The following is a 26,590-nucleotide window of genomic DNA, read 5'->3' as shown; positions in this document are numbered from 1 at the left end:
ATCCCGCGCTGCCGACAACGCGTCTGCACCCGGGCCGCTACCTTAAGTGGACCAGCCCGGTGACGGGCTGACGGGAAGGCAGTGATCCGCCGGGCGACATTTTGGTCGCCGAATCGGCCCGGCGGGGAGCCAGTGGCGAAACCGGCCCCGGACAACGTTTCCACGTGTTCCATGGGGGATCCGGTGCGCTCGTTCTGACGCTCGCTTCCGAAATCTCCGCTCCATCCGCTCCAGCGTCTTGCTCGCCGCGTGCTCCGCGGTCGCTGCGTCGTGCCCAAATCCTGAGGGAGTCGTCATGCAGAAGCTCGTCATCGGCATCGCCACCGCGGTCGCCGCCGGCGTGGTGGCGCTCGGGATCGGCATCGACCTGGCGCACCAGGACACCGCGCAGCGGCACGCGCCGACGGCGGAGAGCCGGCCCGCGAAGGACGGGGAGATGCCGCCGCCGCCCGCGCCGCGGCAGCTGCGCCCCTCCGAGCGCGTCGTCGTCAACGGCAAGTAGCGCACCAGTACCGCCACTGAGATTCGGGAGAGCTCGTGTTCCAGTCCAAGAAGCAGAAGATCGCCGCTATTGGTGCGACCGCCGCGGCCGTCCTCGTCGGCGTCGGCGCCACCGCCTACGGTGCCGTGCCGGACTCCGGCACCGGGGTGATCACCGGCTGCCGCACCACCAGCACCGGCGCCCTGCGGGTCATCGACTACCAGGGCGGCCAGCGCTGCAAGAGCGGTGAGAAGCAGATCCAGTGGAACAACCAGGGCCCGAAGGGTGCCACGGGTGCCACCGGCGCGACAGGCAACACGGGCGCCCAGGGCCCGGCCGGCCCCGTCGGCCCGCCCGGAGCCAAGGGCGCCACGGGCGCCACCGGCGCGGCAGGTGCCACCGGCGCGACGGGTGCCACCGGCGCCACCGGCGCGACGGGTGCCAAGGGCCAGACCGGCGCCACCGGAGCGACAGGTGCCACCGGCGCCGCGGGTGCCACCGGCGCCAAGGGCGACACGGGCGCGACCGGCGCGACGGGAGCCACGGGCGCCCAGGGCGAGAAGGGCGACACCGGTGCCACTGGCGCGCAGGGTGCCACCGGCGCGCAGGGCGAGAAGGGCGACACCGGCGCGACCGGCGCTACCGGCGCCCAGGGTGAGCAGGGCCTCAAGGGCGACACCGGCGCCACCGGCGCGCAGGGTGCCACCGGCGCGCAGGGCGAGAAGGGCGACACCGGCGCGACCGGCGCCCAGGGCGAGCAGGGCCTCAAGGGCGACACGGGCGCGCAGGGTGCCACCGGCGCGACGGGCGAGAAGGGCGACACCGGCGCCACCGGCGCCCAGGGCGAGCAGGGCCTCAAGGGCGACACGGGCGCGACCGGCGCACAGGGTGCGACAGGTGCCCAGGGCGAGAAGGGCGACACCGGCGCGCAGGGTGCCACCGGCGCGCAGGGCGAGAAGGGCGAGAAGGGCGACACCGGGGCCCAGGGGCTGCAGGGCATCCCCGGCGCCGACGGCAAGGACGGCGCCACCGGGCCGCAGGGCGAGAAGGGCGACACCGGCGCGACGGGCGCGACAGGTGCCGCCGGCGCCCAGGGTGAGAAGGGCGAGACGGGTGCGCAGGGGCTGCCGGGCATGCCGGGGGCGAGCGCGTACGACGTCGCGAAGGCGGCCGACCCCACCGTCGGGACCGTCGAGCAGTGGCTCCAGTCGCTGGTGGGTCACGGTACCGACGGCAAGGACGCCTACCAGATGGCGCTGGACAGCGGACTCTTCGCGGGCACGCCCGAGGAGTGGCTGGCCTCGCTGAAGGGTGCGACAGGCGCCGCGGGTGCCGCCGGCGCCCAGGGCGAGCAGGGCGCGACCGGCGCCACCGGTGCGGCCGGCGCGAAGGGTCTGGACGGGACGGCCGGCAAGGACGGCGCGAACGGCAAGGACGGCGTCAACGGCTCGGCGATCCTCACCGGCGCCGGGGTGCCGGCCGGGACGCTCGGCGCGGTCGGTGACGTGTACCTGAACACGACCGACTTCTCGATGTACAAGAAGACCGACGCCACGACCTGGGCCGCCCTCGGCAGCATCAAGGGCGCGACGGGTGCCGCCGGCGCCACCGGAGCGACAGGCGCCACGGGTGCGACAGGTGCCACGGGTGCCGCCGGCGCCGGGTACACGAAGGTCACGGCGACGTCCCCCACCACGATCACCAGCACCGGCTCGCGGACCTACACCTTCACCTGCGCCACCGGCGTGGTGCTCGGCGGCTCGATCGCGATCAACTCGGGCAGCCTCTCGCAGAGCGGCTCCGCCCGGGACATGACCGACGAGAGCGGCAAGAGCTGGGTCTTCACGATCACCCGCGGCGGTGTCACCTCGGCGTCCTTCACGCCGACCCTCTACTGCGCCAGCTGACGAACACCCCCTGAACGGGGCCCCGGCTCGACACCTCGGAGCCGGGGCCCTGGCAAACCCAAGCCAGAAAGGCCCACAAGAGTGCGCATCTCGGTGAAGCTGGTGGGGTCGGCCGTCGTCGGCACCATCGTCGCGAGCGGACTGGGGACTGTGGCTCACGCCGCGGCTCCGGCCGTCACCGCTGTCACCCCGAAGAACGGGGCGACGGGAGTCCCGGCGACCGCCCGTCCGACGATCACCTTCAACGACCCGACCGACCCGGCCTCACTGCGGTACTCGTTCGTCAAGACCGCCGGCTCCGTCTCCGTGCCGGCGTACTACACGTACGACGCGCCCACCCACACCTTCACGTTCGTCCCGCGGGCGGCGCTTGCCGACTCGACCCGGTACACCCTCACCGTCAAGGTCAAGGGCACGTCCGGCTCGCTGAGCGACCAGTACGTCTGGGCCTTCACCACGGGCGTCACCGACCGCCAGGCCCCGACCGCGCCGGGCGCGACAACGGTGACCGACGTGACCACCACCGGTGCCACGGTGAGCTGGGGCGCCGCGAGCGACGACACGGGCGTTTCGGAATACCGCATCTTCGACGGTACCGCCACGGCCCCGATCGCGACGCTGACCGGCAACCCGCCGGCGACGACCACGACGCTGTCCGGCCTCACCCCGTCGACGGCGCACACGCTGACGGTGAAGGCCGTCGACGCGGCCGGCAACGTCTCCGCGGCCGGCGCCGCCGCCGGGTTCACCACACTGACCCCGCCGCCCCCGCCGGACGTGACAGCGCCGAGCGCACCGGGCGCGCCCGTCGCGGGCGAGCTCACCGCGACAAGCGTCGCACTCTCCTGGGCGGCGTCGACCGACGACCGCGGCGTGGTGTCCTACCGCGTCACCGGTGGCCCGAGCGTGCAGACGGTCACCGCGACGGGTGTCACCGTCTCGGGGCTGAGCGCGCGGTCGCAGTACACCTTCAGCGTCGAGGCGCTCGATGCGGCGGGGAACGTCTCCGCGGCATCCCCTTCGACGGTCGTGACGACGCCGGCCGCGCCGCTCGTCGACGCCCGCACCGGCGCCGGCATCCCGGGTGCGACGGGCAAGACCCTTGTGCTCTACGACACCACGGGCCCGTACGGGTTCCTGGGTGAGCAGTACGCGATCGCGACGGCCAACCTGTCCTCGCACTTCGGCGACTGGACCGCGCAGCCCGTCGTGAACTACCAGGCCGGCGAGCTGAACGACTACCAGGCCGTCATCTACATGGGCTCGACCTACGACGAGCCGCTGCCGGCCGCCTTCCTCGACGACGTGACGGCGACCACCAAGCCGGTCATCTGGGTGTACGACAACATCTGGCAGCTCACGGCGCGCGACCCGAACTTCGCCGCCAACCGCGGCTTCACCTGGTCGCAGTTCGACGTGTCGCCGGTGTCGAAGGTCAACTACGAGGGCCGGACCTTCACCCGCGACCCGCAGAACATGGCCGGCATCATGAACACTGTCATCTACGACACCACCAAGGCCACCGCGATCGGCAACGCCGTGCGCGACGCCGACAGCTCGGCCTTCTCGTGGGGCGTGCGCTCGGGCAACTTCACCTACCTGGGCGAGATCCCGTACTCGTACATGACCACCAACGACCGGTACGTCGCCTTCGCGAACCTGCTGGAGGAGGCGCTCGCCCCGCAGACCGCCGAGCGGCACCGGGCCCTGGTGCGCATCGAGGACGTCGGCCCCGATGCCGACCCGGTCGAGCTCAACGCGATCACGACCTACCTGTCGAGCCTGAACATCCCGTTCTCCGTCGCGGTGTACTCGCGGTACGTCGACGCGAAGGGCGCCTACAGCAACGGCGTGCCGCAGGACTACACGCTCGCCGACCGCCCGCAGGTGGTCGCCGCGCTGAAGAACATGCAGGCGCACGGCGGGACGCTGCTCATGCACGGCTACACGCACCAGTACGCCAGCAAGGACAACCCATACAACGGCGTCAGCGCCGACGACTTCGAGTTCTACACGGCCCACGTCGACCCGGCCACGAACAACGTCGTCTACGACGGCCCGGTCGCCGAGGACTCGCAGAGCTGGGCCCAGTCGCGCATCGACGCCGCGTTCGCCGAGTTCGCCAAGGCCGGCCTGGCCAAGCCGACGATCTTCGAGTTCCCGCACTACGCCGGCAGCGACGCCGCCAACCGCGCGGTGGCCGCGACGTTCACCACCCGCTACGACCGCGGCCTGTACCCGGCGGGCGCGCTGCGCGGCGGCCCGCTCGACAACACCCGGATCATCGGGCAGTTCTTCCCGTACACGGTCCGCGACATCTACGGCGTCGTGACCTACCCGGAGAACCTGGGCAACATCGAGCTGGAGCCGTACAACAACCACCCGGCGATGCTGCCGGCCGACCTGGTCGCCTCCGCCCAGCTCAACACCGCGGTGAAGGACGGCGTGGCGAGCTTCTTCTTCCACCCGTACGTCGACGTGAGCTACCTGAAGGCGACAGTCGAGGGCATCCAGGGCGCGGGCTACACCTTCGTCCCGGCCGGTTCGATGTAGCCGGCTGCTCCCTCCTGACAGCGAAATGCCCGGCGACTGCGTCGCCGGGCATTTCGCCTTTTCTGCTCTTACCGCAAGTACCGCGGACGCCGAAGGGAGGCGCCCCGGCGCCGACCGGTGTCTCGCGGGAGGAGCGGACCGCAAGCAGCGCGGACCCGAGTCACGATCCTTCTTCAAAAAATCTTGCGCGAACCTGAAACGCTACGGCGGCGCTCACCCGTCTAGCCCTCGCGACGATTGGAGCACTCACCGGTGAACCGCGACGACGAGGCGGCGTTTCGAGAGTTCGTCTCCGTGCAGATGGAGCAGCTGCGCGGCCTGGCCTACCTCACCTGCGGTGACTGGCAGCTGGCCGAGGACGCCGTGTGCACGGCGCTGGCCAAGCTCTACGGCCGCTGGCACAAGGTCGACCGCCCGGAGAGCTACGCCCGCACCATGGTCGTGCGCGCCGCCGTCGACGAGGTCCGCCGCCCCTGGTGGCGCCGCGAGCACGCGGTGGGCGACAAGCTGCCCGAGCCGGCGGTGCGCGACGGCACGCCCGACGTGATCGACCGGCTGACCGTCCTGGAGGCGATGCGCACGCTCCCGGTGCAGCAGCGGGCGGTCCTGGTGCTGCGGTACCTCGAAGGCCGGACGGTCTCCGAGACCGCCGAGGCGCTGCGGTGCCCGGAGGGGACCGTCAAGACCAACACCGCACGCGGCCTGGCCCGGCTGCGCGAGCGGCTCGACGTCGCCGAACCCTTGGGCACCATCGCGGGACCCGGATACATCGAGAGGGCGTCATGAGCGGTACGGAGCGGAGCGGAGTGGCCGCGATCGGGCAAGCACAGGATTGGCTCAGGGCGGCGCCGGAGCTTGCGGAGGTGTCGGCATGAGCGGTACGGAGCGCAGCGGAGTGGCCGGTCATCAGTGGTACAGGGCGGAGTTCAGGGCGGCGCCGAAGCTTGCGGAGGTGCAGGCATGAGCGGTACGGAGCGGAGCCAGGATATGCGGGATCTGTTGCGGCAGGCGCGTAGTGATGCACTGTCTGAGGCGCCGCCCATGGGTCGCGGTGTCGATGACGTGGTGGCCGAGGGCCGCCGGCGGCACGGCCGGCACCGGCTGCTCCAGGGCGGGGCCGCCGTCGCGACCGCCGCGGCTGTCGTCGCCGCGATCGCGCTGCCGCACTCGTTCGCGGCCCGGCCCGGCAACGTCGTGGCCGCCCCGCCGGCCGCCGCCGCCGCTGTCACGTACCCCACAAGCGACTGGATGTACGGCTTCAAGGGGTACCGGACCGGCGACTTCACCGTCACCGGCGCCGAGCACGTCACGCCCGGCTACCAGGAGCTGTACGTGCAGCGCGGCAAGCAGATGTCCGACCTCTACGACGGCGTCGGCGGTGGCGTGGTCGCCTCCTCGCCGCTGTACAGCGCGAACATCACCGTGTACCGCCCCGGCGTGTTCCAGCCCACGAAGTTCGCGAACGGCGAGAAGGTCACCGTGAACGGCCGGCCGGGCCTGTTCGCGAGCAGCATGATGTACATCGACTCGTCCGACATCGGGCCGAACGTCGCCCTCGCGTGGCAGTACGCCGACAATGCCTGGGCGGTCGCGGCCTCGGTCGTCGACGGCGAGTTCAACCGGGCCGAACTCCTGCAGCTCGCCGCCGGCCTGGCCCCGTCACCGCCGGCGCCCGTCACCGTCGCCTTCAAAACCGACTACACGCCGCAGGGGTACTCCCTCACCTCGGCCGGCCGCACCGACGACTTCCCGTCCGGCGCGTCCTACATGTCGGCGAGCATCCGCCTGTCGAAGACCCGCCCGTCGTACACGTCGCTTACCGAGCCCGTCGACGCCTCCCTCGATCACGGCCCCACGGTCCGCATCGCCCTGTATCCGGTGGAGTTCACCGACACCGCCCACCGGCAGCCGGGCGGCGCGGCGTACTGCAACGCCGGCAACGCGAACCTGTGCTTCCGCATGTCTCCCGACGGCAGGTACCTGGCCGAGATCTACGCCGACGGCGGCGCGGCGATCCCCCAGTCGGAGCTGCTGAGGACGCTGCGGGGCGTGGAGTTCGCCAACCCCGCGCAGCCCTCCACCTGGTTTCCGCTCACGTCGGCGATCCCCGCGTCCGCGCTCTAGTCCCCTGGTTGGGGCGGCCGACCGCGGCAGGTCGGATGACAGATCCGCACCGTTTCTGCACCTAGCCTGAACTCGTACCGATATCGGCGAAGCAGAAGCGGGGTTGCCCAATGGCCACGATCATCGACCTGGACCAGCCGGCCACCGAGTCCGTTGCCCCCCAACGGAAGCGGGCCCGGCTGGTCCTGGGCGCCGTGGCGCTGGCCGCAGCGGCCGGTGTGGCCGGCTGGCAGGCGCCGAACGCGGTCGCCGCCATCACCAAGCCGACCTACCTGGGCGAGGACGCCGCCAAGGTGGCGACCGCACTGGCCTGCGACGGCTACACGAAGGCGGGCCGGCACGACGAGACCGTGTACAAGTACCGCGACCAGGGCACCTGCACCATCAACGGCACCGTCGTCACCATCACGACCTTCGACGCCGCCGCCGACCAGCGCACCTTCGAAGCCGTCATGCAGACGGTGATCCCCGTCCTGCACCCGACGTGGAAGGGCGCCTCCTACGCGGCCGGCGAGGGCTGGAACGTGGCCGACGCCCGCAACCTGACCCCGGAGATCGCCACCCTGGTCGTCCAGCGCCTGGGCGAGGGCGCCACCCACGTCATCCCGGCGGGCGCCGCGTCCTGACCGAGGCCGCGCGCCGGGCCGCGCCCGATTTAGTGTGAGCGGTGTGATGGAGCCGCGGTGGTTGAACGAGCAGGAGGAGCGCGCCTGGCGCGGCCTGATGGCGATGGAGGACGGGCTCACCGCCTTCATCGATCGCCGGCTCCGCACCCGCTGCGGCCTCTCACACGCCGACTACCAGGTGCTGGCCCACCTGTCGGAGGCAGCGGGCGGGCGGCTGCGCTCGTTCGAGCTCGGCGACCGGCTGCACTGGGAGAAGAGCCGGCTCTCGCAGCACCTGACCCGCATGCAGGGCCGTGGCCTGGTGGCCCGCGAGCGCTCCGAGGCCGATCAGCGCGGGGCAGTCGTCACCATCACCGCCGAGGGTCTGGAGCTGATCTCCGCCGCGGCCCGCCAGCACGTAGCCGACGCCCGGGACGCGGTCATCGACCAGCTCACCGCGGCCGAGCTGCGGACCCTGGCCACGATCACCGACAAGGTCCGCCGGCGCCTCGCGGCCCTGGAGTCCGCCGGCGACTGAGAGGCACAGCTCACACCTCTGGACTCCCCTTTTGGTTGATGCATTAACCATCTCGTCCTAGCCTTTGGTTAACACATTAACCAAAGCGAGGTAGTCATGACCTGTGCCCCGCAGCGCCTGGACGACACCACCAAGCAGGCGCTGTTCACCGCGGCCCGCACCGCCAACACGTTCGCGCCCACCCCCGTGACCGACGCAGAGCTCACGCAGATCTGGGAGCTGGCCCGCTGGGCGCCGACCTCGGCCAACTCCCAGCCCCTCCGCGTGCTGTACGTCCGCCCGGGCGCCGGGCGCGACCGGCTCGTCGCCCACATGCACGAGGGCAACCGGGCCAAGACGGCCGCGGCCCCGGCGGTCGCCGTCCTGGCCGCCGACACCCAGTTCCACGAGCACATCCCGGCCGTCCTGCCGTTCCGCCCGCAGCTGCGCGAGGTCTTCGCCGCCGACGACAGGCTGCGCGCGGAGACGGCCGCGTTCAACGCGACACTTCAGGCCGCCTACTTCATCCTCGCCGTGCGCGCCGAAGGCCTGGCCGCCGGCCCGATGGGCGGCTTCGACGCCGCCGCCCTGGACGCGGACTTCTTCCCGGACGGCCGCCTCCATGCGATCCTGGTGGTCAACATCGGCCACCCGGGACCGGACGCCTGGCTCCCCCGCCTTCCGCGCCTGGCCCACGACGCCGTGGTGCGGTGGGCCTGATGAGCATCCTGCGGCGACGCCGGCCGCCGAGCCGGAGCCGGGGGCCGGCCGGCGCATGGTGTCCATCTCCGCCCTAGACGATCCATTCCAAGGGGTACGGGGCTGCGAACGAAGGCGAGGGTCTCCAAGATCGACGTTGCTGAGCAACGAGACCATGGAGGCCACGTGCACGTCGATCTGGACACCCTCGCCACCGCACTCTAGGTGAAGATCGACGACGAACTGATCACCGTCGCGGTCCCGCAGGTCCTCCTCGGCCACCACAACGAGAACCGCTGGATCCGAGCCGCCGCAAAGCCATCGGACATCTCCTCCCACAACTACCCAAACAGCCCGGACACAATAAACGCCTCCGAGCCCTGATCACCCAACTCGCGCACTGCATCGCCGTCCTCGCCGCCGACACCGACCTGTGGCAGCACCCGGTCCGCATCGCCGACTCCGCCCCCGTGCAGTGCGGCACCTCCCACGAGACCGTCACACGCTCCGACCTCGCCGGCTGGGCCGGATACGGCTACTGCGCCCCCCACTGCCGACCGTTCTGGGGCCTGCACCTCGTCACCACCGTCCACGAACTACCCTTCGCGTTCGCCCTCACCAACCCCAATACCGACGAACGCGACATCCCCATCGACCTGATCTCGTTGCAGCCGAACATGTTCCACCACCCGAACGGCCTGATCCTGGTCGTCGACAAGGGCCACCGCGACCGGATCACCGAAACCTGGCTCAACGCGACCACAACATCGACGTCATCCGGCCCGCATACCGCACCGAACCACCACGCCCCGGCCGGACCCTGCTACGAGCAGTCCGGCAGAACATCGAGTCCGTCAACCAGACCCTCCAAGGCCAACTCGACCTCGAACGCCACGGCGGCCGGACCGCTGCCGGCGTCGCCGTCCGAGTCCTGCAGCGAGTCCTGGCCATGACCGCCGATCTGGCACAACTGGCACACCGGCCAGCCGATCATGCGATCCCTGACCGCCCACGACCACTAAACCCTTGGAATAGATCGTCCAGCCGAGCAGCCCGCGCCGGACCGGTGCAGCTGGGCCGCACCGACGAGGGTGGAAGCCTGATCGAGGCGCCCGGGCAGTTGTGAGCCGCGCGCTCCGATCTTTCAATATCGGTAAAGAAAAGCCGTATACAGACCCCGGTGCGGCAATGTACGTTTGTACACATGACCGAGAAGTCCATGCGGCAGCGGATGCTCGACGGGGAGCTGTACATCGCCGATGCTGAGATCGGGCGGGACTATCTGCGGGCGCAGGACCTCACGCGGCGGATCAACGCGCTCCCGGCGTCGGACGGCGAGGGCAAGCGCAAGCTGCTCACCGAGCTGCTCGGTGGGCTCGGCGAGGAGACCGAGATCCGCACGCCCGTGCAGTTCGACTACGGGTACCAGACCTTCTTCGGGGCTCGCAGCTTTGTGAACTTCGGCTTCATCTGCCTCGACGTCGCCCGGGTGACGATCGGCGACGACGTGCAGATCGCCACCAACGTGCAGCTGCTGACGGCGTGGCATCCGGTGGATGCGCAGCAGCGGCGGGACAAGTGGGAGGCGGGGTCGCCGATCACCATCGGGGACAACGTCTGGCTCGGCGGCGGGGTCATCGTCGGCCCGGGCGTCACGATCGGCGCGAACACCGTGGTCGGGGCGGGTGCGGTGGTCGTCAAGGACCTGCCGGCAAACGTCGTCGCGGTGGGCAACCCCGCGCGCGTCGTCCGCGAGCTGTAACGATGTCCGTCCGGCGGCACGACCCCGATCGCAAGGATCGCATCATCGACGCGGCGATTGCGGTAATCGCCGAGCACGGGGTCGCCGGCACCACGCACCGGCTCATCGCCAAGGCCGCCGACGTGCCGCTGGGGTCGCTCACCTACCACTTCACGAGCCTCGAGGACCTGCGGTGCCAGGCGTTCCGGCGCCACGCCGAGCGGATGTCGGTGACCTACGAGGCGCACTTCCGCGGGGTCCAGGACCGCGAGCAGCTCGTCGAGGCGGTCACCGACCTCATCGACGGCGACGCCGGGGCGAGCGGCGCCGACTGGGCGATCGCCTACGAGCTGTACCTGGCCGCCCTGCGGGAGCCGGCGCTGCGCGAGGTCACCGAGACCTGGATGCGCGCGAGCCGGGCCGTGCTGGAGCGGTTCGTCGACCCGACCACGGCCCGGGGCATCGACGCCCTGATCGAGGGCCTGGTCATGCACAAGACCCTGTCGACCGGCCCGGTGTCCCGCCAGGACATCCGGACGGTCGTCGACCGAACGATCGGAACCTCATGATCACAGTCACCCCGACCGCCGCCGAGACCCAGGCCCGCGCGGCCACCCGGGCCACGTACGCCGCCTTCCTCTGGTCCGGCGTCGCCGCCGCCAGCTGGGCCTCGCGCATCCCGCAGATCCGCGACGCGCTGCACCTCTCCCCGTCCAAGCTCGGCCTGGTCCTGCTGTCCCTCGCGGCCGGCTCGATCGTCGCGCTCGTCGGCTCCGGGCACATCGTGGCCCGCTTCGGCTCCCGCAAGACGGTCGCCGCGATGGCCGCACTGCTGGCTGTAGCCCTGGCCGGGGCCGCATCCGGGTACCACTTCGGCGTCGCCCTGGTCGTGCCGAGCCTGCTGCTGTTCGGGTTCGCCAACGGCGCCTGGGATGTGGCCATGAACGTGCAGGGCGCCGTCGTCGAGCGAGCGGTCGGCCGCTCCATCATGGCCCGTTTTCATGCCGGGTTCAGCATCGGTACCGTCGCGGGCGCGCTCCTGGGCGCCCTCATGGTGACGACCCACGTGCCCGTCACGCTCCATCTCGCCCTGACCGCGATGGTCGTCGGCGTCAGCACCATCTACGCCGTGCGCAACTTCATGCCCGACGGTGCCGCCGAGTCCGCCCCCGCCGAGGGCGGCGGCCTGCGGCACACCCTGCGCTTCTGGCGCGAGCCGCGGACCCTGCTCGTCGGGGTCTTCGTGCTGGCGTTCGCGCTCGCCGAAGGTACCGGCATCGACTGGATAAGCATCTCGATGATCGACGGGTACCGGACGTCGGCCGCGGTCGGCACCCTGGCCTTCGCGGTCTTCCTGGCCGCCATGACCGCCGGCCGCTGGTTCGGCCCCGACCTGCTCGACCGCTACGGCCGCGTGCCGGTCCTGCGCACCCTCGCCGTGATCACGGTCGCCGGCCTGGCCCTGTTCATCTTCGGCCCGAACGTGCTGACCGCCTTCCTCGGCGCGCTGCTGTGGGGCCTGGGCACGTCACTGGGCTTCCCGGTCGGCATGAGCGCCGCCTCGGACGACCCCCGCTTCGCCGCGCCGCGGGTGAGCGTCGTCGCGTCGATCGGCTACTGCGCGTTCCTGGGCGGCCCACCGCTCATCGGCTTCCTGGGCGACCACTTCACGGTGGTCAAGTCGCTTGTCGCGGTCACCGTCCTGGTGGCGCTGGCGGCGATGATCGCCAACGCCATCAAGCCGCTGCCGGCCACCGCGACAAGCGAGGATCAGGCCGGCGTCAAGGGCTGACGCGGCCCGGCTACAGCTTGCCGCAGCCGCCCGGCCCGGGCTGGGGGTGGGAGAGGGCCAGGGCGGTCTGCGGACCGTACGAGCCGTCGGCCGGGATGTGCTCGCGGCCCTGGGCGCGCACCAGGGCCGCCTTGGTCCCGGTGCCGAAGATGCCGTCCTGCGTCAGCCTCTCGCTGTAGCAGTAGTCGAGCGTCCACTGGAGGTCAATCACGTCCTCGCCCCGGTCGCCGAAGTACACGCCGCAGAGCACCGTGCTGCTCGACCCCGTCCGGTACACGGGCAGGTCGAGCAGCACGCCCCGCAGCGTCATCTGCGTCCCGGCCGCGTTGCACTTGGGCGTGGCCGCGTGCGCCGGCGACCCGGTGGCGACGAGGCCGATGGCGGTGCCGGCCAGCACGGTCACGGCACTCACAACGATACGTTTCAGGTTGATCACCGTTGATACTGTAACGAACCGGAATTTTCCTCGCGGTCACGCCCCGGTCGCCCGCGCGTAGGTGAGCACGACGACACCACTCTCCAGCGGCGTCGCCGACATCAGCCGGAAGCGCGTGGGCTCGAAGCCGCGCCGGACCAGCGGGACGCCCTGCCCGGCGATCACGGGGCTCAGCTTGATGACGAGCTCGTCGACCTCGCCCAGCAGCTGCCCGGCGAGGTCGCCCCCGCCGCAGAGCCAGATGTCCAGCCCGTCCTCCCGCTTCAACTCCCGCACGAACGCGACGGGGTCCCCGTCGACGATCTCCGGGCCGCTGTCCAACCGCCGGCTGAAGGTGTACTGCCGCAGGTGCGCGTAGGGCCTGGAGATCCCGGCCCGCAGCGCCGGGTCGAGCGTCGCCCGCCCCATGACGAGCGTGTCGAAGACCAGGTTCGGCGTGACGTCCGGGATGCCGGCGTGCGGGCGCACATGGGTCGGGAGCGTCTCGGGATATCGGGCCCGGATGAACTCCTGCAGGTCCGCCTCGAACGGGAAGAAGTCGACCTGCCCGCCGGGCCCGGCGATGAACCCGTCGATCGTCGCCGCCACGTAGTAGACGAGCTTTCGCATTGCGCACTGCCTCCAGATGTAAACCACTATCGACGTAGTGGTTAAAGTACAACACCTGTCGTGGTTAGTGCTAGCCTGATGCCCGTGGTCAGCAACCCCCAGCGCCGTGACCTGCTAGCCGACGCCGGACTGCGGGTCCTCGCCCACTCCGGCGCCCGCGGCCTGACCCACCGCGCGGTGGACCAGGAGGCCGGCGTACCGGCGGGCACGGCCTCCAACTACTTCCGCTCCCGCGACGCCCTGCTCAGCGGCCTGGCCGAACGGATCTTCGCCAGAACGGCCCCGACCGAGGCCGACCTGACCGGCCTGAAGGGCCGCAGCCAGGCCGACCACCTCCTGGACATCGTCCGCCGCACCACCCGCGAACCGGACCTGATGCGCGCCCTGTTCGAACTGCGCCTGGAGGGCGCCCGCCGCCCCGAACTCGGCCGCCGGCTCGCCGAGACCCTGCACCGCGGCTACCGCGAGGACGTGGCCTTCCACGCCACGACGGGCCTGCCGGGCGGCGCCTTCGAGATCGCCCTGCTCCACTACGCCGTGGACGGCCTGCTCCTGGACCTGCTCACCACCTCGATCGACGCCGGCCCCGACCCCGAGGACGTGATCAAAGCCTTCGCGACCCGGCTGGCGCCCGAGGTCAGTGCGGGGTGAACTCCTCGTCGCCGAGGACCATCAGCAGGGCCAGGCGTTCGCGGGACTCGGCGTCGGCCGGGGTCAGCACCACCAGCTCCTGGCCCTGGTCCGGGGTGATCAGGGTTTCGCAGTCCAGGACGATCGGGCCGACGCGCGGGTGCAGGGCCGTCTTGCGGTCGGCGCGCCGCACGGCCACCTCGTGCTCGGCCCACAGGGAGCGGAAGTCGGCGCTGGCCGCCGACAGCCGGGCCACCAGGTTGTCCACGACGGGGTCGCCGGCGCGGCGGCCGGCGGCGGCACGGAGGTCGGCGACCAGGCGGCGGGCGTGGTCGGCGTAGTCGATGGCGGGCTGCATGATGCGGGCGTCGGGCTCGGTGAACCAGCGGTACGCCAGGAAGCGCCTGAGGCCGGTGAAGCCCGTCTGGTCGCCGACGAGCAGGACCGATGCGCGGTTCTGGGCCAGCACCTCGCCCAGGTCGGACAGGACCATCGCCGGGTTGTCGCCCAGCAGGTCGAGCAGGCGGACGAGGCCGGCGCGGGCCAGGCCGGCCGTGGTGCCGGCCGCGGGGGGCTGGTGGCCGGCCAGGTGGAACAGGTGGGTGCGCTCGTCCTCCGAGAGGCGCAGTGCGCGGGCCAGGGCGGCCAGGAGCTGGGGTGAGGGCTGGCTGCTGCGGGCCTGCTCCAGGCGGACCACGTAGTCGACGGACATGCCGGCCAGGCGGGCCACCTCCTCGCGGCGCAGGCCGGTGGTGCGGCGGCGGGGGCCGTCGGCTATGCCCACCTCGGCCGGGCGGATGGCCTCGCGACGGCGGCGCAGGAAGTCGGCCAGCTGCTCACGCTGCATGAGCCAATCCTCCCTGCCGCGGCGACGCGCAGCCAGGGAGCGGCTCTCCCACGATGAGCGCTCCGCTCCCGCGAACGGGGCGGCGGGGGCACGGTGAAGGGCATGCAGACACGAAACCTCGGCCTGGGTGCCATGAGCATGTCGGGCTCCTACGGACCGGCCGACCGCGACGAGAGCATCGCGACGGTGCACGCGGCGCTCGACGCCGGGATCACGCTCATCGACACCAGCGACCACTACGGGGCCGGGCACAACGAGATGCTGCTCGCCGAGGCGCTCAAGGGGCGGCCGCGGGACAGCTACGAGCTCAGCGTCAAGTTCGGCGTCCTGCTCAGCCCGAGCGGCCTGCCCGGCGGCCAGGACAGCCGGCCCGAGGCGGTGCACAACTTCCTGGCGCACTCGCTGGCCCGGCTCGGCACCGACTACATCGACGTGTACCGGCCGGCCCGGCTCGACCCCGCGGTGCCGATCGAGGAGACGGTCGGGGCGATCAAGGAGCTCATCGACGCCGGGTACGTGCGGCGCCTGGGCCTCTCGGAGGTCAACGCGGCAGTGATCCGCCGCGCGCACGCCGTGCACCCGGTGGCCGACCTGCAGATCGAGTACTCACTGGTGTCGCGGGCCGTCGAGGCCGAGGTGCTGCCGGCGCTCAACGAGCTCGGGATCGGCATGACCGCCTACGGGGTGCTGGCCCGCGGGCTGATCTCCGGGCACTACCGACCGGGCCGCAATGCTCCAGGAGATTTCCGCGGCCGTACTCCACGCTTCTCCCCCGGCAACCTCGAGCACAACCTGGCCCTTGTCGAGGCCCTGCGCCGGGTCGCCGACGCCAAAGGGTGCACCGTCGCGCAGCTGGCCATCGCCTGGGTCGCCGCGCAGGGCGCCGGCATCATGCCGCTGATCGGGGCCCGGACCCGGGAGCGGCTGGCCGAGGCCCTCGCCGCGACAGCGGTGACCCTGACCGCCGAGGACCTGGCCGAGATCGAGCGGGCGGTCCCGGCCGGCTCCGCCCGGGGCGACCGCTACCCCTCGGCCGCCATGTCGAGCCTGGGTGTCGGCTGATCCGTGCCGCCGGGCCGGTTGCGCAGCGCCCAGCCGACCGTCGGTGGCATCGCCGCGCCGGCCAGGGCGAAGGCGGCCCCGAGCAGCAGCCAGCCGGGGTCGCCCCAGCCGACCACCAGCGTCGTGACCATGACCGGCGCGAGCATCTGCCCGAGCTGCATCCCGATCGCGTACGCCCCCTGGTACTGCCCGTGCCTGTCGGCCGGGGCCAGGCCGAACGAGATGCCCCAGCCCGACGCCGAGTGCCACAGCTCGCCGACCACGTGCACCAGCGCGCCGGCGATGAGCAGGGCGATGGTGACGAGCCCGTTCGCGTGGCCGGAGAGGGCATACAGGCCGCAGGCCGCGAACAGGACCAGCCCGGCGCGGCGGGCGGCCCGGGCGGCCCCCTGGGGCTCGTCGGTGCCACGGGCCGCCCGCACCTGCAGCAGTACGACCGCCGTGGTGTTCGTCAGGTACACCACGGCGACGAGCCACGTCGGCGCGTCGGTGCGGTGGGCGATCCACAGCGGCAGCCCGACCTCGAACAGCCCGAAGTGCGTCGACATCAGCCCGTCGAGCAGGACGAACACCAGGAACGGCCGGTCGCGCAGGGCGGTCAGCCGCGGCGCCCCCGGCGTGTGGGCGGTGCGCGGGATCGGGTCGAGGCGGGTGGCGAGGGCGGCGGCGACCAGGTACGTCAGTGCGTCGCCCAGGATCATGGCGACGTAGGCCCAGCGGGTGTCGGCCGCCAGGGCCACGCCGGCCAGGGCGGACCCCATGGCGATACCCACGTTGGTGACGGAGCGGAGGTACGCACGGGTGCGCACGCGCTCCTCCGGCGGGACGGCGCCGCCGATCACCGCGCCCTTGGCCCCGCGCTGGGCGGCGTCGGCCACGGCGAGCGGGACGCCGATCAGGAGGTACACCCAGATGTTGTGCACCGCGATGAACGCCGTCGTGCCGAGAGCCTGGACGACAAGCCCGGCGACGAAGACCTCGCGGGCACCGAGGCGGTCGGCCACGTAGCCCATCGGCGCGCTCGCCACCATCCCCACCAGGCCCGTCAGGGTGAGGGCGAGGCCGGTCTGGGCGATGGAGAGCCCGGCGAACCGCGTGAGGTAGATGGCGCTCGACACCATCCACAGTCCGGTGCCGGTGGTGTTGACGAGCGAGATGAGGACCAGCAGCCGCAGAGCCCCCGTAGGCAGTGTTGGCATGCCGCCACAGTAGCAAGACGTACGTACGGTTTTCTAGACCCGTCTATCTCAACACATCCTTAAGAGATCGTTGGGTCTTGTTCGCTTCCGTTGACTCGCGTTCCTCCTGGCCGCGACCCTGAAAGCGCTCTCACGATCTTCCCTAGGAGTTCCCGTGCGTTTGAGGACAAAGCTGCTCGGCGCGGCGGCCCTGGTCGCCGCCGCGATACCCGTGGCCATCGCCGCCCTGCCGTCGGCTCAGGCGGCCGGCCCGTCGCTGCTGCCGTTCAACGTCACCAATACGACGGGCCGCGGGGACTCTGTCTACCTGTACGTCCTCGGCACCAACCTCAGCACCGGCAAGCTCGGGTACGTCTCCGCCAACGGGACGTTCACGCAGTGGTCGGCCGGCACCAACCCGCCGATGCCCGCCCCCGACGTGTCGATCCCGGGCCCGGTCAACGGCGCCAGCAAGACGATCCAGCTGCCGAAGAACCTCTCCGGCCGCGTGTACATGTCGCTCGGCGAGAAGCTGAAGTTCTTCCTGACCCCCGACGGGCTGGTCCAGCCGGCGCCGTGGGCCGCGGGCGACCCGAACCACGACATCCTGTTCGACTGGAGCGAGTTCACCTACAACGACTCGGGTCTGTGGCTCAACAGCTCGCAGGTCGACATGTTCGCCGTGCCGCACGCCGTGAGCGTCACGGGATCGAACGGCACGACGAGTACGACCGGCGCACTCAAGGCCAACGGCCGGCAGAACGTCATCGACCAGATCAAGGCCCAGGCCGGCTGGGGCAACACGGTCGTGACGCGCGGCGACGGCACCGTGCTGCGGGTGCTCAGCCCCGGGAAGGCGGCCGACGCCGGGCTGTTCAGCGCCACGTACCTCGACCCGTACATCGCCAACGCCTGGAACGCCTACACCACCAAGACCCTGACGGTGGTGCCGTTCACCGACCAGCCGAACGTGAAGTACTTCGGCCGGACCAGCGGCACCGTCATGAACTTCACGAACGGCTCGGGCCAGCAGGTCGCCTCGTTCCAGCGCCCGTCGACGTCGAACGTCTGGGGCTGCGACGGCGCCCTCGGTGCCCCGAACGACCAGGTCGTCGGCCCGATCGCGCGCACGCTCTGCGCGGCGCTGCACCGCAGCACGCTCGGCACCATCGACACGCAGCCCGGCGGTACCGCCGCCGACTTCTACAAGAGCGCGCTGACCAACCACTACTCGCGGCTGATCCACGCGAACATGGCCGACGGCAAGGCCTACGGCTTCGCGTTCGACGACGTGCAGAACCAGGAGTCGCTCGTGCACGACGGCGACCCCCGCTCGGCCGGCATCACGCTGAGCCCGTTCACCGGCGGCTCCAACCCTCCGCCGACGACGACCCAGCCGCCGACCGGCGGTGGCACGACCCAGCCGCCGACCGGTGGCGGCACCACGCAGCCGCCGGCCAACCCGGGCAACGTGAAGGCGGTCGCCAGCAACTGGAACGGCAAGTGCATCGACGTGCCGAACTGGAACTTCAACGACGGCCAGTTCCTGATCGTGTGGAACTGCACCGGCGGCACCAACCAGAAGTGGACGTTCGTCAACGGCACGCTGCGCACCGACAACAACAAGTGCATGGATGTGGCCTGGGGCTCGACCGCGAACGGGGCGAACATCCAGATCGCCACGTGCTCCGGCAACGCGGCCCAGCAGTTCGTGCTCAGCGCGGCCGGCGACCTGGTCAACCCGCAGGCCAACAAGTGCGTCGACATCAAGGACTGGAACCCGGCCAACGACGCGCGGCTGCAGCTGTGGGACTGCGGCGGCACGGCCAACCAGAAGTGGCACACGGTGTGACAGCGGGCCGGTGGCCTTTAATACGTATGTGACCCACGTAGAGATTTACACGGACGGCGCTTGCAGCGGAAACCCGGGACCGGGTGGCTGGGGCGCCGTCCTGCGTTACGGCGCGGTGGAGAAGGAGCTGTGTGGCGGCGAGGCGGCGGCGACCACCAACAACCGGATGGAGCTGACGGCGCCGATCCGGGCGCTGGAGAGCCTGACCAGGCCGGTCGTCGTACACCTCTACACGGACAGCTCCTACGTCCGCAACGGCATCACCGCCTGGGTACCCCGCTGGAAGCGCAACGGCTGGCAGACGTCGGACAAGCAGCCGGTCAAGAACGTCGACCTGTGGACCGAGCTCGACGCGCTCGTCGCCAAGCACCAGGTCGAGTGGTACTGGGTCAAGGGGCACAACGGGCACCCGGAGAACGAGCGGGCCGACCGCCTGGCGGCCAAGGGCCTGCGGATGGCCACGGGCGGGGCATGACATTTGTACCGGGCGATGCGCTGCGCATGTACCGGGTGATGGACCGTCCACAGGCGTCTATTTGTAGGCATGATCAAGCGCAACGCCCTGGTGCTCGGCCTCTTCTTCCTCGCCCCGCTCGTCGGGGAGTTCCTCCTGGGCAACACCCCGATCGTGCTGCTGCCGGCGATCATCATCTACGCCCCGCTCTACGGCGGCGGCGCCCTGCTGATCCGTGAGCTGGCCCGCCGCCGGGGCCTGGGCTGGCCCAACATGCTCCTGCTGGCCACCGGTTACGGCGTGCTGGAGGAGGGGCTGCTGACCCAGTCGCTGTTCAACCCCAACTACGTCGACCAGCACCTGCTCGACCCCGGGTACATCCCCGCGCTCGGCATCGGGGTGCCGTGGACGCTGTTCGTGGTCGGCATCCACGTCTTCTGGAGCATCTGCGCACCGATCCTGCTGATGGAGGGCTTCGCCGGCGAGCGGCGTACGGCCCCGTGGCTCAAGCGCCGGGGCCTGATCGTGATCTCGATCCTGTTCGTGCTCGGTGCCGCGGCGACCGCGGCCGTCACCCAGGCGATGTGGCCCTATTCGGCGAGCCCCGCCCAGTACGCCGTCACCATCGTGCTCGTGCTCGCGCTCGTCGCGGCCGGTGCGCTCATCCGGTTCCGCTCGGCGACCCCCACCGGCACCGCCCCGCGCCCCTGGGTCGTGTTCGTGACCACGCTGGTGACGGCGGGCGCGTTCATCCTCATCGCCACCGTCGACGCCATCCCGGTCTGGGTCGGCGTGGCCGTCGCCGCCGCGGGCATCGTCGCCTTCCTGGTCGCGACCGCGCTGTTCTCGGCCCGGGCGGGCTGGGGCGACGCGCACCGCCTGGCCATCGGCGCCGCCGCGCTGCTGACCTACGCCTGGCACTCGTTCGTCCAGAATCCGGTCGGCGGGGCCGATCTCGCCGTCGATCTGGCCGGCAACGTCATCTTCTCCGCCGGTGCGATGGTGCTGCTCTGGTTCGCGTACCGCCGGCAGGCACGCTCCGTAATCGAGCCATGATGTCTGAGTAGTATGAACAACCGGTTGACGTCGGCGGATTCCGCTCAAGGCCTCCAGCCCGGTACGGTCTGTTCATGACAGTCGAGCGGCACTGGTGGAACGGCGTACACGGCGGGCGCGGTCGACGCGATGTGTATCTCTGTTCTAACGGACCGCAGTGGGAAGTCCAGGCGCAGACCGGCGGCGCCTCCGGCCCCACGAAGAAGCACGAGTGCCCCAGCCGGGCCGCGGCGCAGATCCTCGCCGACGCCTGGATGGGCGGGCGCCCCGAGTGGCGCGAGCTGGTGGCCTCACCCAGTCGGTGAGGCCCCGCTCGCCGTCGCCCCGGCCACTGCCTAGTGCTGGGTGAAGATCCGCTGAACGCGCGGGCCGACCTGCGTCAGGACCTCGTGTGACACGGTGTCCATCGCCGCGGCGGCCTGCTCGATCGGGGTGGAGAAGCCGGCGTACTGCCCGAAGATGAGCACGTCGGAGCCGACCTCCGCGTCCGGGTGGCCGGTGATGTCGATCGCCATCGAGTCCATGGAGATGGTGCCGGCGATCTCGCAGCGGCGGCCGTTCACCAGGACGTACCCGACCTTGCGGAACGCGCGCGGGACGGCGTCGTAGTAGCCGGCCGCGATGAGCGCGATGCGAGTGTCCGGTGACTGCGCGCGGAACAGGCCGCCGTAGCCGACCCGCTCGCCCGGGACCATGTTGTGGATCTCGACAATCCGTGACACCAGGCCCACGCCCGGTGTCAGCGTGATGAGGCTGCTGGTCGCGGTCGACGGCTGAAGCCCGTAGAGGCCCAGGCCGATGCGGACCATGTCGTAGCGGGCCTCCGGGAAGCGGATCGTGGCGGCCGTCGCCGCGGTGTGCCGCACGACATCCTCGAAGCCGAGCTCGGCGGCGGCCGCGCACACCGAGCCGAAGCGCTTGAGCTGCTCGCGGGTCAGGTCGTCCTCGTCCGGGTCGTCGGGGCAGCCCAGGTGGCTCATCAGGCCGGCCAGCCGCAGGTGCTCGTGGCCGCGCAGCTTCCCGAGCAGCTCGATCGCCGCCTCCGGATACAGCCCGCTGCGATGCATCCCCGAGTCGACCTCGACGTGCACGTCGAGGCGCCGCCCACTCCCGGCCGCGGCCCGGCAGGCGGCGTCGTACATCTCCATGGAGTACAGCGACGGCGTCAAGCGGTTGCGGACGAGCCGATCGAGATCCCCCGGAACCGCCAGAAACACCAGAATCGGCATCTGTACTCCGGCCCGCCGCAGCGCCACCCCCTCGTCAGCGGTCGCCACGCCGAGCCAGTCCACGCCCGCCTCGCGCAGGGTGTGCGCGACTGTCACAGGGTTGGTGCCGTAGGCCTCCGCCTTCACGACGCCCATCAGCTTCGTGTGCGGGCCGACGAGCTTGCGGAACGCGGCGACGTTGTCCTTGACCGCGGCCAGGTCCACGTAGAGCCGGGTCGCGGCGGCCGTCTCCACCAGGTGCATCCACGAGTCGGTGACCATCGTGTCCCGCGGGACGTGCACGAGCGCCACGTCGTCCGGGCGCAGCTCGGTGGCCACGAACGCGCGCATGCGGTCCTCGTCGGCGAACCGGTGCACCCGCACGTCGCTGCCGACCAGCGCGGCCTCGATCAGGCCGTGCGTGTCGGCCGACAGGCCGCAGACCAGCTGGACGTTCTCGGCACGCAGGCAGCGGGCCATCGCCTCGGCGGTCTCGGCGGTCAGCCCGGCCAGCGGATCACCGATGATCATCAGCGTGCGGCCCTGTGCGCCCATGAGCGAGCGGGCCGTCCGCAGCGCACTGCTCAGCGCCAGCGGGTCGATGTTGGCCAGCTCGCCGACGACTGTCGCGCCGTCGGGCCGCCGCCACATCTGCATCCGCGTCGACGGCGGCGTGTAGTCGGCCACCGCGGCCAGCAGGTCGGCGCCCCGCATGCCGAGCAGGGTCGCCGCACCCATCGCCAGCTCCAGATCCTTGAGTACCTCCGGTGACGGCGTCGCCACCAGGAGGTCCTCCTCGGTGCCGTCGGGCAGCGCGGCCCGCACCAGCGACGACCGCTCGACGTGGCGCTGCCGGGTCAGGCGGGGCAGCGCGTCCTTCTGGATCTGGCGCTCCGGCACGATCTGCCGGGCCTGGGCGATCACCCCCGGATCGTCCTCGCCCATCAGCAGCCACCCGTCTTCGGGCAGGCCGGCCGCCATGCTGAGCAGCTCACGGGCGTGCTCGTCGCGACTGCCGAAGTTCTGCCCGCTGCGCGAGCCGAGGTTGGTGAACACGACGGCGTGCGGGTCGACCATCCGCTTGAGCCGGGCCATCTCCCCGGGCTCGGTCGCGGCCGCCTCGATCACGGCCACCGGCACGTCCTTCGGGCACTGCAGCACCGAGAGCGCGACGCCGAGCTGGCTGTTGTAGCTGCCCGGGCTGCCGTACGTGGTGCGGTGCCCGGCGAGCAGCCCGACGAGCGCATCCTTGGTGAGCGTCTTGCCGTTGCTGCCCACGACGGCCACGAACGTCGTCGAGCTGAGCTGCCGCCGCCACCAGACCGCCATCGCCTGCAGCGCCGCGAGCGGATCGGCGACGGCGATGAGCGTCCCCTGCCCCGCGGGCAGCTCGGCCAGGCGCGCCTCGTCCACAACCGCCGCAATGGCCCCGTTCGCGAGCGCCCGCGCCACGAACCGGTGACCGTCAGTAACCCCATTGAGCGCAAAGAACAGACTGTCGGCCTGTAACCGGTCCGAGTGAATCGCGACGCTGCCGACTTCGCGCTCTTCGCCCTGGAAGTGCACCTTACCGCCGACAATCGACGCCACCCCGGCGACCGAGACTGGGTCCATTCGCGGAATAGTAATCCTGAAACCGTAAACATTGCCTGGGCCGTGGCGCTGTTCATGGTTCCTCGCCGCAGGATGCGTACGAGCGACTCCCCGCTGCCTCGGGCGGGGCGGACCTCAGGCGGCCAACTGACGCCACCGGCGTCACACCGGGTGATCGGTGCGGGCGACGGGGTCACGCCGGGACCGTCCGGCACCGGGAAGGTGCCGTCCGGCTCGACGGTGCGTGATCACAGCGGGCGGTACTGCCGGCTGGACAAGACCGCCGCCCGCAGGTGCACGGGTGGCGATGTTGGCCGCCGCGAGCAGGTCGCGGTGACCGGTTGCGTTGCAGGACGTGCAGGCCATGGTGCGGCCGGGCGGCTTGGGAACGCGGTTGCGGCAGACCGGGCACGTGGAGGAGGTGCCCCGCTCATCGACGAGGTGAACGGCGATCCCAGCAAGTTCTGCCTTGTCGCGCAGGATCGCGATGCTCCGGCCGACCTGCCAGTTCCTGACCCGCAGATTGTGCCTCCGCCCGCTTTTCAGTGCGAGCACGCCGCGGGGATCACCGACCGCAAGGGTGCCGATGCGCTGTTCGACGGCCCAGGCCACGACGGATCGAGCGGCTTCGTGCTGCGCTTGGCGAATTCGACGCCGGTGACGGCCTTCGACGAGGCGGGTGCGGCGCCGATACTTTCGCCATCTTCTCGACCCTCGCCGTCCGGGCTTGGGCGCTCGGCGGGCCACGGCGCGCCGACGGCCTTTGGTGTCGGCCAGATGCAGGTGCTGCTCGGCGCGGATCGCTCGGGCCGACACCAGCAACGCCTGACCGTCCGGCCCGGCTACCGCGTAGCGATGGATGATGCCAAGATCTACCCCGGCCTTCCGATCTGGTTCCGGGGCCGTCCCGGCCGGATAACTCACGATCGCAACCTCTGCCGTGACTTCGATCCAGAGTCGCCCGCCGTCGGCGAGGAGGGTCACGGACCGGACCTGCTCCGCCGGGTATGGCACCTCTCGGTCCAGCCGGAGCCAGAACGGCGCACCCCTGGCGGCAGACGGCAGGCGCAGTCGTCGCCCGTTCAGCACGAAGGTGCCGTGATACCAGCGCACCGGCAGCAATGCGCGTCGGCGGCGGGGGAATCGCGCCGCCAGGTCGCCGGCCTTGCGCCGCTTCGCCGCGGCGAACCAGGCGTCGGAGAACCGGCGCAGGACCGACCGGGCGCCAACACTGTCGAGTCCGGCGAACGTCTCGGGACCGGACGCGGCCAGCTCGCGGCACAACGCCTGGTATGCCACCAGCGGCGTATCGTGTCGCTGCCGCCGCCATGCGTTGAGCTCGAGGACGCAGGCCCACACGTCGCCCGCCGAACGCAGCAGCCCGAAGCAGCGGTTCCGTTGTGCGTTGGTCAGCCGTAGCCCGACCCGGGCGGTGCGGTACACCACCCGTGGCGCATCAGGGCTCCGCCGGCGAGGCATGGCTTTGTTTTAGCACATGGGTTCGATATCCGGGTGGTCACGACAGCATCCACATCGTTGTTGCGAGCCGCGTCGGGCTGGAGTGCGCTGCTGCACGGACAGTAAGATTGCCCGGTGTTGGAGATCATGGAGATCCTCCGGAAAGACGCGCACGCGACGCCCGAACGGATCTCGGACCTCACGGGGATCGACGTCGAGCGGGTGCGGGCGCAGGTCGCGGCGTGGGAGCAGCAGGGCGTGATCCGGCGGTACAAGGCCGTGGTCGACGCCGACCGGCTGCGCGAGATAAGCGGTGAGCAGCTGATCACCGCGTTCATCGACGTCGCCGTGATGCCGGCCCGGGGGCTGGGGTTCGACGACGTGGCGCTGCGGATCTCGCGCTTTCCGGAGGTGCGCTCGGTGTACCTCGTCTCCGGCGCCCAGGACCTGCGCTGTGTCGTGGCCGGGCGGAGCATGCACGACATCGCGGACTTCGTGGCGCAGAAGCTGTCGACGATCGAGCGGGTCACGGCGACGGCCACGCACTTCGTGATGAAGACTTACAAGGACGACGACGAGCTCTACGCGGCCCCGATTCCCGACCGTCGCCTCCCGGTCACGCCGTGAAGCCGCTCAACCCGATCGTCGCCGCCTGCCCGCCGTCGGGCATCCGCCGCTTCTTCGACATCGCGGCCACGATGGAGGGCGTCATCTCCCTCGGCGTCGGCGAGCCGGACTACGTCACGCCCTGGCACGTGCGCGAGGCCGGCATCTACGCGCTCGAGCAGGGCTACACGACGTACACGTCCAACGCCGGGCTTCCGCAGCTGCGCCAGGCGATCGTTTCGGACCTTTCGCAGCGGTACGCGGTCAGCTTCGACTTCGCCACGGAGTGCTTGATCACCTCGGGCGTGTCGCAGGGTCTCGACCTGGTCATGCGGACGCTGCTCGACGCCGGTGACGAGGTCATCATCCCCGAGCCGTGCTACGTCGCCTACGGCCCGTGCGTGACGTTCGCCGGCGGCACCCCGGTCTACGTGCCCTCGTCGCCGACGTTCGAGCTGCTGATCGACGAGATCGAGCGCGCGATCACGCCCCGCACCAAGGCGATCCTGGTCTCGTCGCCGTCCAACCCGACAGGCGCGATCCAGCCGGCGTCGCTCCTGGCCGAGCTGGCCGAGCTGGCCGTGCGCCACGACCTGTACCTGGTGTCGGACGAGATCTACGAGCGGCTGAGCTACGACGCCCCGCACACGTGCCTGGCCTCGCTCCCCGGCGCCCGCGACCGCACGGTGGTCCTGGGCGGGTTCTCGAAGGCGCATGCGATGACGGGGTGGCGGGTGGGGTACATCTGCGCCCCGGCTCCGATCCTGGAGCTGGCCGGGCGGATTCACCAGTACACGATGCTGTGCGCCCCCCACGTCTCCCAGGCCGCCGCGCTGGAGGGCCTGCGCTCGGGCGAGTCCCAGGTGACCGAGATGGTCGCCGACTACGACCGCCGCCGCCGGGTCTTCGTGAAGGGCTTGAACGAGATCGGCCTGACCTGCCACGAGCCGCAGGGCGCGTTCTACGCCTTCCCCTCGATCCGCTCGACCGGCCTCTCCTCGGAGGCGTTCGCCGAGCGCCTGCTGGAGGCCGAGCGCGTGGCAGTGGTCCCGGGCAGCGTCTTCGGCCCGAGCGGCGAGGGCCACATCCGCTGCAGCTACGCCACGGCCCTCCCGCTGCTTGACGAGGCCGTCAAGCGCATGGGCCGCTTCATCAGCGCGCTGGCGACATGAGCGACACGCC

At 71.1% G+C, this 26,590-nt stretch carries 25 protein-coding genes and 1 pseudogene; 20 read left to right on the top strand and 6 right to left on the bottom strand.

All coding sequences use genetic code 11. The annotated features are described in order from the left end of the window. Positions 1-295: 295 nt before the first annotated feature. From Dvina_RS02340 to Dvina_RS02280, 12 genes and pseudogenes are all read left to right on the top strand, one after another. On the top strand, positions 296-502 hold the full coding sequence (locus Dvina_RS02340; protein WP_223100729.1) for a hypothetical protein: 207 nt from the start codon (positions 296-298) through the stop codon (positions 500-502). Positions 503-537: 35 nt separating this feature from the next. Further along, positions 538-2,388: a collagen-like domain-containing protein gene (locus Dvina_RS55075; RefSeq protein WP_223100728.1), complete on the top strand. Its 1,851-nt coding sequence runs from the start codon at positions 538-540 to the stop codon at positions 2,386-2,388. Between the two features lie 93 nt (positions 2,389-2,481). Beyond that, positions 2,482-4,941, top strand: coding sequence for a DUF2334 domain-containing protein (locus Dvina_RS02330; protein WP_223100727.1), 2,460 nt, complete (start codon positions 2,482-2,484; stop codon positions 4,939-4,941). 252 nt (positions 4,942-5,193) lie between these two features. Next, positions 5,194-5,727: a SigE family RNA polymerase sigma factor gene (locus Dvina_RS02325; RefSeq protein WP_223100726.1), complete on the top strand. Its 534-nt coding sequence runs from the start codon at positions 5,194-5,196 to the stop codon at positions 5,725-5,727. Positions 5,728-5,982: 255 nt separating this feature from the next. Beyond that, the gene (locus Dvina_RS02320) at positions 5,983-7,065 is read left to right on the top strand and encodes a hypothetical protein (protein WP_223100725.1); all 1,083 of its coding nucleotides are present in this window, start codon (positions 5,983-5,985) and stop codon (positions 7,063-7,065) included. Positions 7,066-7,175: 110 nt separating this feature from the next. Beyond that, positions 7,176-7,691 (top strand): hypothetical protein, encoded by a 516-nt coding sequence (locus tag Dvina_RS02315; protein ID WP_223100724.1) that lies wholly within the window; start codon positions 7,176-7,178, stop codon positions 7,689-7,691. 46 nt (positions 7,692-7,737) lie between these two features. Further along, a complete protein-coding gene (locus Dvina_RS02310; RefSeq protein WP_246656479.1) occupies positions 7,738-8,208 on the top strand; it encodes a MarR family winged helix-turn-helix transcriptional regulator in 471 nt (156 codons plus the stop codon). 96 nt (positions 8,209-8,304) lie between these two features. Beyond that, positions 8,305-8,907 carry a malonic semialdehyde reductase gene (locus Dvina_RS02305; protein WP_223100722.1) on the top strand — a complete coding sequence of 201 codons (603 nt, stop codon included), beginning with the start codon at positions 8,305-8,307 and terminating at the stop codon, positions 8,905-8,907. 204 nt (positions 8,908-9,111) lie between these two features. Beyond that, a pseudogene (locus Dvina_RS55635) lies at positions 9,112-9,908 on the top strand (transposase). Positions 9,909-10,090: 182 nt separating this feature from the next. Further along, complete coding sequence (locus Dvina_RS02290) at positions 10,091-10,648, top strand: maltose acetyltransferase domain-containing protein (protein WP_223100719.1); 558 nt, start codon at positions 10,091-10,093, stop codon at positions 10,646-10,648. A 2-nt stretch (positions 10,649-10,650) separates the two neighbouring features. Then, complete coding sequence (locus tag Dvina_RS02285; protein WP_223100718.1) at positions 10,651-11,196, top strand: TetR/AcrR family transcriptional regulator; 546 nt, start codon at positions 10,651-10,653, stop codon at positions 11,194-11,196. After that, complete coding sequence (locus Dvina_RS02280; RefSeq protein ID WP_223100717.1) at positions 11,193-12,419, top strand: MFS transporter; 1,227 nt, start codon at positions 11,193-11,195, stop codon at positions 12,417-12,419. Before Dvina_RS02285 ends, Dvina_RS02280 begins: the two co-directional genes overlap by 4 nt. A 10-nt stretch (positions 12,420-12,429) precedes the next feature. On the opposite strand, the gene Dvina_RS02275 is transcribed toward Dvina_RS02280, so the two are convergent. Both Dvina_RS02275 and Dvina_RS02270 read right to left on the bottom strand, forming a co-directional pair. Beyond that, positions 12,430-12,831 (bottom strand): peptidoglycan-binding domain-containing protein, encoded by a 402-nt coding sequence (locus tag Dvina_RS02275; protein WP_223100716.1) that lies wholly within the window; start codon positions 12,829-12,831, stop codon positions 12,430-12,432. A gap of 60 nt (positions 12,832-12,891) precedes the next feature. Beyond that, positions 12,892-13,464: a dihydrofolate reductase family protein gene (locus tag Dvina_RS02270; RefSeq protein WP_223100715.1), complete on the bottom strand. Its 573-nt coding sequence runs from the start codon at positions 13,462-13,464 to the stop codon at positions 12,892-12,894. Between the two features lie 84 nt (positions 13,465-13,548). Here Dvina_RS02270 and Dvina_RS02265 point away from each other — a divergent pair, with 84 nt between their 5' ends. Further along, entirely contained in the window at positions 13,549-14,115 is a 567-nt protein-coding gene (locus tag Dvina_RS02265) for a TetR/AcrR family transcriptional regulator (protein ID WP_223100714.1), read from the top strand. Here Dvina_RS02265 and Dvina_RS02260 read toward each other — a convergent pair. Continuing rightward, positions 14,102-14,941, bottom strand: a complete 840-nt coding sequence (locus tag Dvina_RS02260; RefSeq protein ID WP_223100713.1) for a helix-turn-helix transcriptional regulator — start codon at positions 14,939-14,941, stop codon at positions 14,102-14,104. The two genes, Dvina_RS02265 and Dvina_RS02260, sit on opposite strands and share 14 nt — an antisense overlap. A 102-nt stretch (positions 14,942-15,043) precedes the next feature. Here Dvina_RS02260 and Dvina_RS02255 point away from each other — a divergent pair, with 102 nt between their 5' ends. After that, the gene (locus Dvina_RS02255; RefSeq protein ID WP_223100712.1) at positions 15,044-16,003 is read left to right on the top strand and encodes an aldo/keto reductase; all 960 of its coding nucleotides are present in this window, start codon (positions 15,044-15,046) and stop codon (positions 16,001-16,003) included. Here the strand turns inward: Dvina_RS02255 and Dvina_RS02250 are convergent. Next, entirely contained in the window at positions 15,964-17,202 is a 1,239-nt protein-coding gene (locus tag Dvina_RS02250) for an MFS transporter (protein ID WP_223100711.1), read from the bottom strand. The genes Dvina_RS02255 and Dvina_RS02250 overlap by 40 nt on opposite strands. Before the next feature lie 154 nt (positions 17,203-17,356). On the opposite strand from Dvina_RS02250, the gene Dvina_RS02245 reads away from it, so the two are divergent. The 4 genes from Dvina_RS02245 (at position 17,357) to Dvina_RS02230 (ending at position 20,848) form a co-directional block, all read left to right on the top strand. Beyond that, positions 17,357-19,033: a beta-1,3-glucanase family protein gene (locus tag Dvina_RS02245; protein WP_223100710.1), complete on the top strand. Its 1,677-nt coding sequence runs from the start codon at positions 17,357-17,359 to the stop codon at positions 19,031-19,033. A gap of 28 nt (positions 19,034-19,061) precedes the next feature. Next, on the top strand, positions 19,062-19,508 hold the full coding sequence (gene rnhA / locus Dvina_RS02240) for a ribonuclease HI (RefSeq protein WP_223100709.1): 447 nt from the start codon (positions 19,062-19,064) through the stop codon (positions 19,506-19,508). A 69-nt stretch (positions 19,509-19,577) separates the two neighbouring features. Beyond that, positions 19,578-20,543: a hypothetical protein gene (locus Dvina_RS02235; protein WP_223100708.1), complete on the top strand. Its 966-nt coding sequence runs from the start codon at positions 19,578-19,580 to the stop codon at positions 20,541-20,543. Between the two features lie 74 nt (positions 20,544-20,617). Then, positions 20,618-20,848, top strand: a complete 231-nt coding sequence (locus Dvina_RS02230) for a hypothetical protein (protein WP_223100707.1) — start codon at positions 20,618-20,620, stop codon at positions 20,846-20,848. Between the two features lie 30 nt (positions 20,849-20,878). Here the strand turns inward: Dvina_RS02230 and alr are convergent, their stop codons facing one another. Both alr and Dvina_RS02220 read right to left on the bottom strand, forming a co-directional pair. Next, a complete protein-coding gene (gene alr / locus Dvina_RS02225; RefSeq protein ID WP_223100706.1) occupies positions 20,879-23,365 on the bottom strand; it encodes an alanine racemase in 2,487 nt (828 codons plus the stop codon). 141 nt (positions 23,366-23,506) lie between these two features. Next, positions 23,507-24,790, bottom strand: a complete 1,284-nt coding sequence (locus Dvina_RS02220) for an RNA-guided endonuclease InsQ/TnpB family protein (RefSeq protein ID WP_223100705.1) — start codon at positions 24,788-24,790, stop codon at positions 23,507-23,509. A gap of 147 nt (positions 24,791-24,937) precedes the next feature. Here Dvina_RS02220 and Dvina_RS02215 point away from each other — a divergent pair, with 147 nt between their 5' ends. Further along, positions 24,938-25,429: an Lrp/AsnC family transcriptional regulator gene (locus tag Dvina_RS02215; protein ID WP_223100704.1), complete on the top strand. Its 492-nt coding sequence runs from the start codon at positions 24,938-24,940 to the stop codon at positions 25,427-25,429. After that, a complete protein-coding gene (locus Dvina_RS02210; protein WP_223100703.1) occupies positions 25,426-26,580 on the top strand; it encodes an aminotransferase class I/II-fold pyridoxal phosphate-dependent enzyme in 1,155 nt (384 codons plus the stop codon). Before Dvina_RS02215 ends, Dvina_RS02210 begins: the two co-directional genes overlap by 4 nt. Positions 26,581-26,590: the final 10 nt, after the last annotated feature.

Source organism: Dactylosporangium vinaceum (genome assembly GCF_019904175.1).
GTDB classification, from domain to species: Bacteria; Actinomycetota; Actinomycetes; order Mycobacteriales; family Micromonosporaceae; genus Dactylosporangium; species Dactylosporangium vinaceum.
The sequence above is the reverse complement of the archived record's forward strand: the minus strand, read 5'-3'. Positions and strand labels throughout refer to the sequence as shown.